Annotated in this window: 19 protein-coding genes; 11 read left to right on the top strand and 8 right to left on the bottom strand. The window is 59.0% G+C overall.

Annotated elements, in window-relative coordinates; translation table 11 throughout:
- Nucleotides 1-97: 97 nt before the first annotated feature.
- Together I9184_RS16535 and I9184_RS16540 are read right to left on the bottom strand one after the other, a co-directional pair.
- The gene (locus I9184_RS16535) at nucleotides 98-697 is read right to left on the bottom strand and encodes an ABC transporter substrate-binding protein (protein ID WP_209835202.1); all 600 of its coding nucleotides are present in this window, start codon (nucleotides 695-697) and stop codon (nucleotides 98-100) included.
- Nucleotides 687-1,457: a VacJ family lipoprotein gene (locus I9184_RS16540; RefSeq protein ID WP_209835240.1), complete on the bottom strand. Its 771-nt coding sequence runs from the start codon at nucleotides 1,455-1,457 to the stop codon at nucleotides 687-689. The genes I9184_RS16535 and I9184_RS16540 overlap by 11 nt, the downstream gene beginning before the upstream one ends.
- Nucleotides 1,458-1,802: 345 nt before the next feature.
- Between I9184_RS16540 and I9184_RS16545 the strand changes: the two genes are divergently transcribed.
- The 4 genes from I9184_RS16545 to I9184_RS16560 are packed head-to-tail and all read left to right on the top strand — an operon-like array spanning nucleotide 1,803 to nucleotide 4,545.
- Complete coding sequence (locus tag I9184_RS16545) at nucleotides 1,803-2,258, top strand: RidA family protein (protein WP_171724704.1); 456 nt, start codon at nucleotides 1,803-1,805, stop codon at nucleotides 2,256-2,258.
- Entirely contained in the window at nucleotides 2,255-3,022 is a 768-nt protein-coding gene (locus tag I9184_RS16550) for a glycerophosphodiester phosphodiesterase family protein (protein ID WP_171637350.1), read from the top strand. Before I9184_RS16545 ends, I9184_RS16550 begins: the two co-directional genes overlap by 4 nt.
- 45 nt (nucleotides 3,023-3,067) lie before the next feature.
- Nucleotides 3,068-4,255 (top strand): GNAT family N-acetyltransferase, encoded by a 1,188-nt coding sequence (locus I9184_RS16555; protein ID WP_171637349.1) that lies wholly within the window; start codon nucleotides 3,068-3,070, stop codon nucleotides 4,253-4,255.
- The gene (locus I9184_RS16560; RefSeq protein ID WP_152459417.1) at nucleotides 4,252-4,545 is read left to right on the top strand and encodes a 4a-hydroxytetrahydrobiopterin dehydratase; all 294 of its coding nucleotides are present in this window, start codon (nucleotides 4,252-4,254) and stop codon (nucleotides 4,543-4,545) included. The genes I9184_RS16555 and I9184_RS16560 overlap by 4 nt, the downstream gene beginning before the upstream one ends.
- On the opposite strand, the gene I9184_RS16565 is transcribed toward I9184_RS16560, so the two are convergent.
- The 4 genes from I9184_RS16565 to I9184_RS16580 form a co-directional block, all read right to left on the bottom strand.
- Nucleotides 4,542-4,850, bottom strand: coding sequence for a hypothetical protein (locus tag I9184_RS16565; RefSeq protein WP_171637348.1), 309 nt, complete (start codon nucleotides 4,848-4,850; stop codon nucleotides 4,542-4,544). The genes I9184_RS16560 and I9184_RS16565 overlap by 4 nt on opposite strands.
- A gap of 21 nt (nucleotides 4,851-4,871) precedes the next feature.
- A complete protein-coding gene (locus I9184_RS16570) occupies nucleotides 4,872-5,219 on the bottom strand; it encodes a hypothetical protein (protein WP_209835203.1) in 348 nt (115 codons plus the stop codon).
- A gap of 11 nt (nucleotides 5,220-5,230) precedes the next feature.
- Nucleotides 5,231-5,476, bottom strand: coding sequence for a glycine zipper 2TM domain-containing protein (locus I9184_RS16575; RefSeq protein ID WP_171637346.1), 246 nt, complete (start codon nucleotides 5,474-5,476; stop codon nucleotides 5,231-5,233).
- Nucleotides 5,477-5,578: 102 nt separating this feature from the next.
- A complete protein-coding gene (locus I9184_RS16580) occupies nucleotides 5,579-6,064 on the bottom strand; it encodes a peroxiredoxin (RefSeq protein WP_209835204.1) in 486 nt (161 codons plus the stop codon).
- Between the two features lie 99 nt (nucleotides 6,065-6,163).
- On the opposite strand from I9184_RS16580, the gene I9184_RS16585 reads away from it, so the two are divergent.
- From I9184_RS16585 to I9184_RS16600, 4 genes are all read left to right on the top strand, one after another.
- Nucleotides 6,164-7,375: an FAD-dependent oxidoreductase gene (locus I9184_RS16585; RefSeq protein WP_209835205.1), complete on the top strand. Its 1,212-nt coding sequence runs from the start codon at nucleotides 6,164-6,166 to the stop codon at nucleotides 7,373-7,375.
- The gene (rsmD, locus tag I9184_RS16590) at nucleotides 7,372-7,929 is read left to right on the top strand and encodes a 16S rRNA (guanine(966)-N(2))-methyltransferase RsmD (protein ID WP_171724700.1); all 558 of its coding nucleotides are present in this window, start codon (nucleotides 7,372-7,374) and stop codon (nucleotides 7,927-7,929) included. The genes I9184_RS16585 and rsmD overlap by 4 nt, the downstream gene beginning before the upstream one ends.
- A gap of 89 nt (nucleotides 7,930-8,018) precedes the next feature.
- A complete protein-coding gene (locus I9184_RS16595) occupies nucleotides 8,019-8,654 on the top strand; it encodes an HAD family phosphatase (protein WP_171724699.1) in 636 nt (211 codons plus the stop codon).
- Between the two features lie 25 nt (nucleotides 8,655-8,679).
- Nucleotides 8,680-8,859 carry a hypothetical protein gene (locus tag I9184_RS16600; RefSeq protein WP_209835206.1) on the top strand — a complete coding sequence of 60 codons (180 nt, stop codon included), beginning with the start codon at nucleotides 8,680-8,682 and terminating at the stop codon, nucleotides 8,857-8,859.
- On the opposite strand, the gene map is transcribed toward I9184_RS16600, so the two are convergent.
- Nucleotides 8,847-9,659 (bottom strand): type I methionyl aminopeptidase, encoded by an 813-nt coding sequence (gene map / locus I9184_RS16605; RefSeq protein ID WP_171637336.1) that lies wholly within the window; start codon nucleotides 9,657-9,659, stop codon nucleotides 8,847-8,849. The two genes, I9184_RS16600 and map, sit on opposite strands and share 13 nt — an antisense overlap.
- A 269-nt stretch (nucleotides 9,660-9,928) precedes the next feature.
- On the opposite strand from map, the gene I9184_RS16610 reads away from it, so the two are divergent.
- Nucleotides 9,929-10,324 carry a RidA family protein gene (locus I9184_RS16610; protein ID WP_245218178.1) on the top strand — a complete coding sequence of 132 codons (396 nt, stop codon included), beginning with the start codon at nucleotides 9,929-9,931 and terminating at the stop codon, nucleotides 10,322-10,324.
- 1 nt (nucleotide 10,325) lies between these two features.
- Here the strand turns inward: I9184_RS16610 and sfsA are convergent, their stop codons facing one another.
- Nucleotides 10,326-11,033, bottom strand: coding sequence for a DNA/RNA nuclease SfsA (sfsA, locus tag I9184_RS16615; RefSeq protein WP_209835207.1), 708 nt, complete (start codon nucleotides 11,031-11,033; stop codon nucleotides 10,326-10,328).
- A gap of 50 nt (nucleotides 11,034-11,083) precedes the next feature.
- Here sfsA and I9184_RS16620 point away from each other — a divergent pair, with 50 nt between their 5' ends.
- On the top strand, nucleotides 11,084-11,806 hold the full coding sequence (locus tag I9184_RS16620; protein WP_209835208.1) for a molybdopterin-binding protein: 723 nt from the start codon (nucleotides 11,084-11,086) through the stop codon (nucleotides 11,804-11,806).
- On the top strand, nucleotides 11,803-12,513 hold the full coding sequence (locus tag I9184_RS16625; protein ID WP_209835209.1) for a GNAT family N-acetyltransferase: 711 nt from the start codon (nucleotides 11,803-11,805) through the stop codon (nucleotides 12,511-12,513). The genes I9184_RS16620 and I9184_RS16625 overlap by 4 nt, the downstream gene beginning before the upstream one ends.
- Nucleotides 12,514-12,518 lie beyond the last annotated feature (5 nt).

Genomic DNA, 12,518 nt, shown 5'->3' on the forward strand with positions numbered 1-12,518 from the left:
CAAGTAGCCGCGGCGCGCTGAAAAAACAGGTGGTCAGACGCCTTTGTCCAACTGTTGTCAAAGGCGCAATTCAATGCCCGGCCGCAAGTGAAACGGATCAGCCCGTCTTATTCAGGTCTTTGATCAACTGGTCCAGGTTGCCTTTGCGGGCATCCAGCATCGCGCCGATTTCGGTGCGTTCGGTCAGCAACAGATTCACGCCTTCGATGAACATGTTGTAGAATTTTTCACGCCCCGACTTGTCCGAAACAAGGAACGTCACATCAAACGGAGCCGACCCGCGCAGCTTGACCATTGTGCGCACTTCATATCCGGCCTTGATCTTGCGGGCATTGCGCACGTTGACCTCACCGCCGATGAACTCGCGGAAGCGGCGACCATATTTACGCGAGATATAGCCCTGAAACGCCTTGGTGAATTGCCTCAACTGGGATGGGGTGGCCGTTCGGGCATCGGCACCGAGGGCATAACGCGCCATGATCGGGACATCGGCATATTGCACAAAGATCTTCTCGAAATCACGCAGCATCGCATTCTCAGACTTGCCCGATGCGATAACCCTGTTGATGTCGTTGACCACGCTGTTGACCAGCGCCTTGGCTGTTGCCTCGGTCTGGGCAAACGCGGATTTGGGCAGGACCGCCAAGGCCAGACCAGCTGCGACAAAGTTACGGCGATTCAACTCGTTATTCAGCATAGGGGTCCTCATAGGGGTCTAGATAGGGGTCCCTGACCGGGTCTGTCCCGGTTTCGGCATAGGGGTCAGAATACAAATCCAGATAGGCGTCTTCGTCATCTCTTGCCAGTTCGAAGCGACGGTTTTGCAGATAGATCAGGCGCGCCTGCGCATAACTGTCTGCGCTTTCATAAAGAATCGAGTCCACGGTATCCGAGAACCGCCCACGATCGCCCATGCGGCGAACGACTTCGGCATAGACGCCCAGATTGTCGGCGGGCCGGACCGGGGTAAAATTGATCGGATTCGAGAACAGGTTGATCACGACGCCGATGGCATCCCTTTGGGTCGACGGGCCATAGAAAGGCAGTTCAACATAAGCCCCTTCACCGACCCCCCAGACGTGCAGGGTCTCGCCGAAGTCAGTATCGACGGGCGGCAGGTTCAGCTCATCAGCAGGCGAAGACAGGCCAAAGCCACCGACGGTCATGTTGATCACAAAGCGCAGCAGCGCATTGCCCATCTGTTTCGGGTTGCCCTGAAGCAGGTAGTCGACCGCTTGTCCGGGCAGCGAGATGTTTTCGGCGAATGTGCTGAAACTGGTGACCATGGGATCAGGAACGATCTTCACGTACCCTTTGGACGCAGGGCGAAACAGAAACCGGTCAACGCCCAGATTGAACTTGTGAATTCCCCGGTTCGCGTTTTCGTAAGGATCAAACACGTCGCTGCGAGAGGCACCCTCGGGCGGGGTCGTTGCACAGGCGGACAGAATGGCCATGAGCGACAGGACAACCAGGTGTTTCAGGCGAAATCTGCTCGACACGATCTTTGCTTCTCCCAAATGCCCGACATCTGTTTTGTCAGGCCAACAATCACAATTCACCAATACTCTCACGCCAGTATGGCACAAGTTCCTGTCACATAGTCGTTTCAGGTCTCAAATGAAACACCTAGCGTGTAACCTGTCCGTCAGGTCCGGGTAAAGTAATTGAGTATCTACAAGTCATAATAAGTAAAGATATGCTCAGATCGCATGCAAGCCGGAATTTGCCGCATTCCGTCTTTCCACGGCTGTGCTTCCCGGTTAGCGTCCGGCAGAGTCAATCAGGGAAGGACCCTCTCAATGAGCATCGCTGCAAAATTGGAAAGCCTCGGTGTCACGCTGGGCGACGCACCCGCTCCAGCGGCAAATTATGTGCCGTATGTGCGTGTGGGCAATATCGTGTACGTGTCCGGCCAGATATCGAAATCAGACGAGCTGATCACCGGCAAGCTGGGCGATGATATGGATGTCGAGACCGGAGCCGCAGCGGCGCGGGTCTGCGCGATCAATCTGCTGGCACAGGTCAAGGCGGCCTGTGGCGGAGATATCGACAAACTGGTGCGTGTCATCAAGCTGACCGGTTTCGTGAACTCGACCGCAGATTTCACTGCGCAGCCGCAAGTGATCAACGGCGCATCCGACTTTCTGGTCGAAGCGCTGGGCGACGCCGGTCGCCACTCGCGCTCTGCCGTAAGTGCTGCGTCGCTGCCTTTGGGCGTGGCGGTCGAGATCGAAGGCATATTCGAGATCGAATGATACCGCCCCTGCCAACTGCGTTTTTGCAGGCCCCGATTGCTCATCGGGCGCTGCATGACGTCTCGAACAACCGCCCGGAAAACAGCCGGGCGGCCATTCGTGCCGCCATTGATGCCGGATACGGGATCGAGATCGACCTTCAGCTGACATCTGATGATCGTGCCGTCGTGTTCCATGATTACGACATGGGGCGTCTGACCGGCCAGCCCGGGCCGATCCGGCAGGTGTCGGCGGCGGCGGCGTCTGAATTGACCCTTCTGTATGGGGATGACGGCATTCCAACGCTGGATGAAGTGCTGGATATGGTCGCAGGCCAGGTGCCGCTGCTGATCGAGCTGAAGGATCAGGACGGCGTTATGGGTATGAATATCGGCGCCCTCGAGCACGACACCGTGCGCGCATTGCAGGGCTATGACGGCCCGGTGGCCCTGATGTCCTTCAATCCAAACTCGGTTGCGGAACTGGCGCGGCTGGCCCCGCATCTGCCGCGCGGCATCACGACTTGCGCCTATGAGCCCAGTGTCGAGCTTCTGCCGCAAGACGTCTGCGACACCCTGCGCGACATTCCTGATTTTGACCGTGTCGGGGCCGGTTTCATCAGTCACGAGGCGGAAGATCTTTCCCGCCCGCGTGTGGCCGAACTGAAGGCGCAGGGCGTGCCGATCCTGTGCTGGACCGTCCGAACGCCTGAACAAGAGGCAGAGGCCCGCATGGTTGCCGACAATGTGACCTTCGAAGGGTATCTGGCCGCGCATTCAGCTTGAACCTTGCCGCCTCGGTCACAGATAAAGGGCTGGTGCGGAGGAAACATGGATCAGGCCCAAATCGAAGTTCAGGTCATTGGGTCTCTGTCGCGGATTTCAGCGGCCGAGTGGGATGCCTGCGCCTGCCCCGAGGCCGCTGATGGTGGGCGGCCCCTTGATCCCTTCACCACGCATCGCTTTTTGCTGGCGCTCGAGGAAAGCGGCTCGGTCGGGCGCGGTACGGGTTGGCAACCGCAATACCTGACCGCCTTTCTTGACGGGATCCTGATCGCAGCGGCCCCGATGTATGCCAAATCGCACAGCCAGGGCGAATACATCTTTGACCACAGCTGGGCCCATGCCTATGAAAGCGCAGGCGGACGGTATTATCCCAAGCTGCAAATTGCGGTGCCGTTCACACCCGCCACCGGGCGGCGGTTTCTGGTGCGCCCGGGTTATGACAGGATCGGAATGTCGGCTTTGGTGCAGGGTGCCGTTCAACTGGCGGCCGACAATCAGGTCTCTTCGGTTCACGTAACCTTCTGTACAGAAGCCGAGGCATTGGCCGGAGAGCAGATGGGGCTAATGCTTCGCAGCTCGCAGCAGTTTCACTGGCTGAATGATGGCTACGCCGAATTCGATGACTTCCTAGCGGCCTTGTCCTCACGCAAGCGCAAGAACATCCGCAAGGAACGCGCGCAGGCCAATGGTTTTGGCGGTGAAATCCACACATTGACGGGCGATGACCTGCGCCCGGAACACTGGGATGCATTTTGGCGGTTCTATCAGGATACCGGGGCGCGAAAATGGGGGTCGCCCTATCTGACGCGTCAGTTTTTTGACATCGCACAAGAGACGATGGCGAAGGACATGGCCCTGGTTTTGGCTGAACGGGATGGTCATGCCATTGCGGGTGCGCTGAACTTCATAGGCCGCGAAACGCTTTTTGGGCGGTATTGGGGCTGCATTGAACATCATGCCTGCCTGCATTTCGAACTGTGCTACTATAGGGCGATAGACTTTGCCATTGCCCACGGTCTGGCCCGGGTAGAAGCGGGCGCTCAGGGTGAACACAAGCTGGCGCGGGGCTATTTGCCGACGCGCACGCATAGCTTGCACTGGGTCGGCGATCCGGGGTTTGCCGATGCCGTCAAAAAATATCTGGACGCCGAAGGCCGCGCAGTGGGAGAAGAGATCGAGATTCTGACGGATTACGGCCCGTTCAGGAAATCGAACCCGGAGGAACAGCAATGACTGAACTTTTGTCCGCCGAGACCCGTGGCCCGCTGCTGGATCCGCTGTTCAAAAACGGCTGGACCATGGTCGAAGGCCGCGACGCGATCACCAAGACCTTCATTTTCGACAACTTCGTGCACGCATTTGGCTGGATGACGCAAGTGGCGATCTGGGCCGAGAAATGGAACCATCATCCAGAATGGTCCAACGTCTACCGCACGGTCGAGGTGGTTCTGTCCACCCATGACGTAGGCGGCCTGTCGTCACTGGACGCCAAACTGGCCCGAAAGATGGACAGTCTGTGCTAGCGGTCGTTGCCTGACCCTTGGCCACCGGCAAGCGACGCAGCCGTGCCCATCTGCTTGAATTCCGCAGGTGTGACGGTGCCATCGCTGACATCGATGGACCTTGGGATGCCAGTGGTCTTGTTCCCGATCTGGCGCACGCTGCGCGCCGCTGGGTTGATATCCAGACACCGGTTTTCATAGCAGGTCAGGCCAGACGGATTGATCTGGATGCGGGCCTGTCCGTCAGGCCCCGTCACCACAGGAGATTGCTGAACGTCACAGGCCGCGGCCAGTGCCAAAGCACCCATTCCGATCCATTTTTTCATAGCAAGCTCCCTCAAGCGGGCTTAGTCCAGTTGACCATTGCCATTCTGATCTGCCACGCCAAAATCTTCATTCATCTGTGCATCATATTCCGATCTTGAGATAAAGCTGTCCTTGTTGCGGTCAACATCCTGGAACTGCTTTATGTCCAGAAACGGCTTGGCCTCGGCCAGACCCAGTGTGCCGTTCTTGTCTTCGTCCATGGCCTGAAACGCATAGTCTGAAAAAGCGTCGAATTCGTCTTTGGACAGGAACCCGTCATTGTTTGCGTCGATGGCATTCAATTCTTTTTCATGCAGCTTGGCCACGGTTTCGGCATTGGTCGCCGAGGCTAGGAATGCAGCCGTGAATACAAAAATCGTCCGTTTCATGTCCAATCTCCTCAGCATGCAAACCTTTGGCCTTCAATGCCACCGGCAGCAGCGCCGGCTGCGGTCAGGATCGTCTTGCCCGATCCGCCGCCGAACTGGTTGCCGATCGCGCCGCCGATCAAGGCGCCGCCCAATGTGCCGCTGAGGCAGGCAATTTCGTGCTGCCGGGCGGCTTGCTGTTGCGGGGTTGGGGCCGGACCGCAGGCTGCCAAAAGGGCTGCGCTGGTCAGGATGGATGGAAATACCTTAAGTTTCATAAAAGTCTCCCCAATTTTGTGCGACGAGTATTCGCGCATTGAGGCAGTGCTTCAAGTTAAATTGGGTTCACGCGGCCCCGGACAGACCGGGGCCGGCCAAATTCAGATCACCTCCAGCAGACCTTCACCCGCCGAGATCCCGCAAGCACCGGGGTTATCTTCCAAGTTCAGGGCCGTGACCTTGCCGTTCTCGACCAGCATCGCATACCGTTTCGAGCGTGCGAACAGGCCAACGGGCGGGGCGTCGAAATCCATGCCGATGGCTTTGGTGAATTCTGAGGCCGCGTCTGAAACCATGGTCAGTCCGGCTGCGGTCGCGCCGGTGGATTCACCCCAGGCCTGCATGACGAACGGGTCGTTGACCGACAGGCACATGATCTCGTCCACGCCCTTGTCGTCGAACTGCTTTTTGGTGCGAATGAAGCTTGGCACATGTGCGGTGGTGCATGTGCCGGTATAGGCGCCGGGCACAGCGAAAATGACAACCTTGCGCCCTTTGGTCTTGTCTGAAATCCGAACTTCCTCTGGCCCGTCGGCCCCCATCTGGATCAGTGTGGCCTCGGGCAGAGTGTCTCCTGTTGAAATCATTTTTCAGCTCCTGTCGTTTGGATTTGCAGAATTGGGCTAAGCCGCAATATAGGTGGTCAAATCAGAGAGACCACGGGAAATCTGCAGGGTGGGCAAAGCATGAGCCATATTGTCGTGATTGGCGCGGGTCAGGCAGGAGCGTCCTTGGTGGCGCGGTTGCGCAAGGACGGGTTCGACGGAGAGATTACTCTGATCGGGGCCGAGCCGCATCTGCCGTATCAGCGCCCGCCTTTATCCAAGGCCTATCTTCTTGGAGAGATGGAACTGGAGCGCCTGTTCCTGCGACCCGAAAGCTTCTATGCCGAAAACAACATCACTCTGCGGCTTGGCCAGCGCGTGACCGGCATCGACCCCAAGGCCAAGACGGTCACTGTTGGGGATAAAGTCATCCCGTATGACGAACTGGCGCTGACCACCGGGTCAGATCCGCGCCGCCTGCCTGCCGCCATCGGAGGTGATCTGGACGGCGTGCACGTGGTGCGCGACCTGGCCCATATTGACGAGATGGAACCCAAAGTGACCGAAGGCGCCCGCGCGTTGATTGTGGGCGGCGGTTACATCGGGCTCGAGGCCGCCGCCGTCTGCGCGAAACGCGGCGTCAAGGTCACCTTGGTCGAGATGGCCGACCGCATCCTGCAACGGGTCGCTGCGCCAGAAACCAGCGCGTATTTCCGCGCGTTACACAGCGAATACGGTGCCGACATCCGCGAAGGCGTCGGGCTGGATCGTCTGATTGGCGAAAATGGCAGGGTTGTGGGGGCCGTGTTGACGGACGGCACGACGCTGGACGTTGATTTCGTCGTGGTTGGTGTGGGCATCACCCCCTCAACCCAACTGGCCGAGATGGCAGGGCTCGAACTGGACAACGGCATCAAAACCGATGCCCATGGTCGCACGTCTGATCCGTCGATCTGGGCGGCGGGCGATTGCGCCTCTTTTCCGCATGGCGAAGGGCGTATCCGTCTGGAAAGCGTCCCAAACGCCATCGACCAGGCCGAAATTGTGGCGCAGAACATGCTAGGTGCCGCCAAGGATTATGTGGCGACCCCATGGTTCTGGTCGGACCAGTACGACGTCAAGCTTCAGATCGCGGGCCTGAACACCGGATATGATCGCGTGGTGACCCGCAAGGGCGAGGGTCAGACCGTGTCTTTCTGGTATTACAAAGGCGACAGGCTGATTGCTGTGGACGCGATGAATGACCCGCGGGCATATATGGTCGGGAAAAGATTGATCGAAATGGGCAAGACCGCTGATCCCGAAGTCGTGGCAGACCCCAACGCGGACCTGAAACCGCTGCTCAAGGCGTGAGGATCATAGCCGGAGAATTCCGGGGCCGCGCCCTCGCCTCGGTTGGCAAGGGTGATGCGGGCGCGCATCTGCGCCCCACCACCGACCGAGTGCGTGAAAGCCTGTTCAATGTGCTCAACCACCAGATCGATTTTGACGGTTTGCGGGTGCTGGATCTGTTCGCGGGAACCGGGGCGCTGGGGCTCGAGGCGCTGTCGCGGGGGGCGTCGCATGTCACCTTCGTCGATGACGGGCGGGTGGCTCAGGGGTTGATACGCAAGAATATCGACCTGACCCGCAGCGCCGACCGTACCGACTTGGTCCGTCGCGATGCGACCCGGTTGGGCGACAATCCCGGCGCTCCATACGATCTGGTTTTTCTGGACCCGCCTTACGGGAAATCCATGGGGCAGAAGGCCGTCGCCGCCTTGGCCAATGGCTGGATCGCGGATGATGCCTTGTTGGTCTGGGAAGAAAATGCCCCGATGCAGGCGCCGGCCGGGTTCACATTGCAAGACAGTCGCAAATATGGCGACACGCATATTTCCTTGATGTGGAAAGATGTGCCAGGCTGAGATGTTCCGTGCGGTTTGGCCCGGGGCCTGTGTTTGCATTGACGGGACAGCTTGGATAGGCCGAGCGCGAGGCACAGCAGGAATCCCATATGCACGATCTTGTCATTTTCGATTGCGACGGCGTTCTGGTGGACAGCGAGGTGATCTCGAACCAGGTGCTGGTGGACAATCTGGCGCATCATGGCCTGCAACTGGCACTGCGTGAATGCATGTCCCTGTTCGTGGGCGGAACCATGGTGGGGGTGCGGGACAAGGCCCGCGCGATGGGCGCCGTTCTGCCCGAAGACTGGATAGATCAGGTCTATGCCGAAACCTACGACCGCCTACGCGCAGGTGTGCCATTGGTCCCCGGCATCGCAGACCTGCTTGCGGGGCTGGATCAAAAGGGTATCCCCTGTTGCGTCGCGTCGAATGGCAGCCCGGACAAGATGAAGATCACTCTGGGTCAGAACGGGCTTTGGGACCGTTTCAAAGACGTGATGTTCTCGGCCCATGTGCTGGGCACCGGAAAGCCGGACCCAAAGATGTTCCGCCTGGCCGCCGAGCACTTTGGCGCGACGGCTCCGGTGGTGATCGAAGACAGCCACAGTGGTGTCACGGCGGCGATCCGCGCCGGCATGCGTTGCCTTGCTTATGCGCCTCATGGAGGCGGTGAAAAGCTGGCGGATCTGGGGGCCGAGGTGATCACGGACATGTCACAGGCGCATGGGTTGTTGGGACTTTGACCCGCGGTTGTGCTAGTGTGCACGCATGGACCGCACCCTGACACCTTTTGCCTGGACCTTTTCCAGTGATGCAGAAGTTTCCACCAGCCCAGAGCGCAAACCCTTGCGCGCGCCGGTCTTCATCCACGACGCGGTCACGCCGTGGGGGGCTGAAACGGTGCTGCTGAAACTCCTCCGTGAGCAGGCCGCGGATCAGGAGGAATAGGTCGGGTGAAACTTGCCAGCGGGTGACAGGGTAAAGATATCGACCCCATCCGAGGTGACGCCCACCGAATGCTCGAACTGTGCCGACAACGATTTGTCGCGGGTCACGGCTGTCCAGTCGTCGGCCAGAGTCTTGGTTTCCGGGCGACCCAGATTGACCATGGGTTCGATGGTAAAGAACATACCCTCTTCCAGCACGGCACCGGTGCCCGGGCGACCATAGTGCAATACGTTCGGTGGCGCGTGAAACACACGACCCAGACCATGACCGCAGAAATCACGCACGACGCTCATCCGATGTGCTTCGACATAGGACTGGATGGCATGGCCGATGTCGCCAAAGGTATTGCCCGGCTTGACCATCTCGATGCCCTTGAACAGTGCGTCATGGGTCACCTGGATCAGCCGTTCCGCCTTGCGCGGCAGCTTGCCCGCCACATACATGCGCGAGGTGTCGCCAAACCAGCCATCGACGATGACGGTGACGTCGATATTCAGGATATCGCCGTCCTTCAGCTTTTTCTCACCTGGAATACCGTGGCAGACCACGTGGTTCACGCTGATGCAGCTGGCGTGCTGATAGCCTTTATAACCTATGGTGGCCGAGGTCGCACCGGCGTCTTCGACCATCTGCGTGATCAGCCCGTCAATGGCGCCCGTGGTTTGTCCGGGAAACACATGTTCGGCAATATCATCCAGAATCCGCGCCGCCAAAGCCCCTGCCGCGTGCATCCCGGCGAAGTCACCTTGTTCATAGATGCGAATGCCGTCCTTGGTCAGGCGGCCACGATGCTCTTTCATCGACGCTAAGCTCCAAATGTTGCGCGCAGCATTCCTTTTACGCTGCTTGTGCAGAAAGTACCAGAGGGCGCGTGTTCAGACTGCGTAAACCATGCGGGAAACTTGGTTCCGTTGGCTCAGGATTCAAGAGTAGGGGCTGCATTGCAGCATCTCGGACCCCACCGCCTCGACTGCAATCCGTACGGCTACTGGCTTGGACACTTTTCACGGCAGGCGGATCAGTATCTAATGATTGCACTTTTTCTTGAGAAAATCAGGGAACCGGATGCATGTCACAGAAACGAGAATTGATCTCTAACGGAAACCCCATGGAAAGCATCGTTGGGTTCAGCCGAGCGGTTCGGGTCGGGAACTTCATCGCGGTCGGGGGAACCGCACCAGTCGATGCTGACGGCAACACTGTGGGTGTCGGCGATGTCTATCTGCAAACCAGACAATGTTTCGAAATCATCAAAGATGCGCTTGAGCGTGCCGGGTCAGGGCTGCACGATATTGTCAGAACGCGTGTCATCCTGACCGAAATCGAAAACTGGAAACAGGCGATCGAAGCCCGAAAGCTGTATTGTCTGGATGCTCGCCCTGTAGATACTATCATGGCCATCGAACGATTTGTGAATCCCGAGTGGCTGGTCGAGATTGAGGTTGATGCTGTCGTTGCGGACTGACTCAGCCGGCCAAAATCCTCATTTCAGTCTGCACCCAAACCCCCGACGGCGTTATCCGCGTCCCGCAAACGATCCGTTCCACCCCTTGCGCCTGCGCCGCCTCAAATGCCGCCGCGTAGGCTGGATCAATATCGGCCGCCAAAGCAAACCGGTCGCAATCGGTTCGCTGAACCAAATACAGCATGATCGCCCGGTGCCCTTGTGACGCCATCGCGGCCAACTCGCCCAGATGCTTGGTGCCACGGGCTGTGACGCTGTCGGGAAACTCGGCCAGTCCGGGCTGACGTGAAAGTGTCACGCTTTTCACCTCGACATAGGCATCCGGCAGGCCCGGCTCCGTCAGCAGGAAATCGATGCGGCTGTTGTCGCCGTATTTCACCTCCGGCCGGATGGTGTCATAGGCGGCCAGTTCGGGAATCTCACCGGCTTCCAAAGCAGCCCGCAGCGCCCGGTTCGGGACCGAGGTATCGACCCCGGTAAAATGCCCGTTCTCGTGGTCCACCAGCCGCCATCCGAATTTCAGCTTTTTCTTCGGATCGTCGTTGGGTTCCAGCCAGATTTTCTCACCCGGTTCGGCCAGCCCCATCATCGATCCCGGATTGGCGCAATGGGCCGTTACCTCACTCCCGTCCTCAAGCCTGCAATCGGCCAGAAAGCGTTTGTAGCGGCGGATCAGCCGGGCGGGGACAAGAGGGGTTTCAAAACGCATGTCTCACGGCCTATACCTGCCCCTGAAAACGATCAAGAGGGGACAGCGCCATGGCCAATCCAACCGCAGCGATGCTGGTGATCGGGGATGAAATCCTGTCGGGTCGCACCCGCGATGCGAATATGCATTTTCTGGCGCAGGAGCTGACCAAACACGGCATCGACCTGAAAGAGGTCCGCATTGTCAGCGATGATGCCCCTGCCATTGAAGCGGCCGTCAAAGCGTTGTCCGATGCCTATGACACTGTCTTCACCAGCGGCGGCATCGGCCCGACCCATGACGATATCACGGCCGATTGCATTGCCCGCGCTTTCGATACACCCATTGATGTGCGCGATGACGCGCGCGCGCTGTTGCAGGCCCATTACGACAAATCCGGGCTGGAACTGAATGCCGCCCGCCTGCGCATGGCGCGTATTCCGGACGGGGCGACGCTGATCGAAAATCCGGTTTCGACAGCGCCCGGGTTCACGCTTGCGAATGTGCATGTCATGGCAGGTGTGCCGTCGGTTTTTCAGGCGATGGTGGCGAGCGTGTTGCCAACATTGACCGGAGGCCGCCCTTTGCTGTCGCAAACTCTGCGTGTGGACCGCGGAGAAGGTGATATCGCCGCAACCCTGGCGGCCTTGGCCGAAGATTTCAGTGACTTGTCCATCGGGTGCTATCCGTTTCAGATCAACGGTGCCTTCGGGGCCAACGTGGTTGTACGCGGCACCGACGGAGGCCGGATCGACGCGGCCACCACCCGCCTGGCGAAAGAGCTTGAGCTTTGAGCAATAACTGGGCGGAAATAGTCGACGGAACATGGCCCGCCGCACGCTATCAGCGGCTTGGCCCGTTTCTGCTGCGTGAGGGGCGGGGCGGAGGGTCGCGCGTGTCTGCGGCCAGTGCATTGGGCCCGGCCAACGAAGACGATATCGACGCCGCTGAGGCCGCGATGCTGTCCATGGGGCAAAAACGCATCTTTTGCCTGCGGCCCGGGGATGAAGCTCTGGATGCAATGCTGGCCCAGAGGGGATACGACATTCTTGACCCGGTCAACATTTATGTCTGCCCCATCTCTCGGCTGATCGATCAGCCGATCCCACCGGTAATGGTGTTTTCGATCTGGGAACCGCTTGAGATCATGCGCGAAATCTGGGCCTCGGGCGGGATCGGACCCGAGCGGATCGCGGTGATGGAACGTGCCAAGGGACCCAAGACAGGATTTTTGCTGCGTCACAACGACAAACCCAGCGGCGTGGCTTTTGTGGCGATGCATGCAGACACTGCGATGGTCCACGCGCTGGAAGTGTTGCCCGAACACCGTCGTCAGGGGCTGGGCCACTGGACCATGCGCGCGGCCGCATTCTGGGCGCGTGATCACGGTGCGCAGAACCTCAGCGTGATCTGCACCAAGGCCAATGCGGGCGCCAACGGTCTTTATCGTGCCCTCGGGATGGAGATCGCGGGCGAATACCATTACCGTCATCTTGTCTGAACCGA

Origin of the sequence: Ruegeria sp. HKCCE3926 (assembly GCF_017872515.1) — a bacterium.
In the GTDB taxonomy this organism is placed as follows: Bacteria; Pseudomonadota; Alphaproteobacteria; order Rhodobacterales; family Rhodobacteraceae; genus Ruegeria.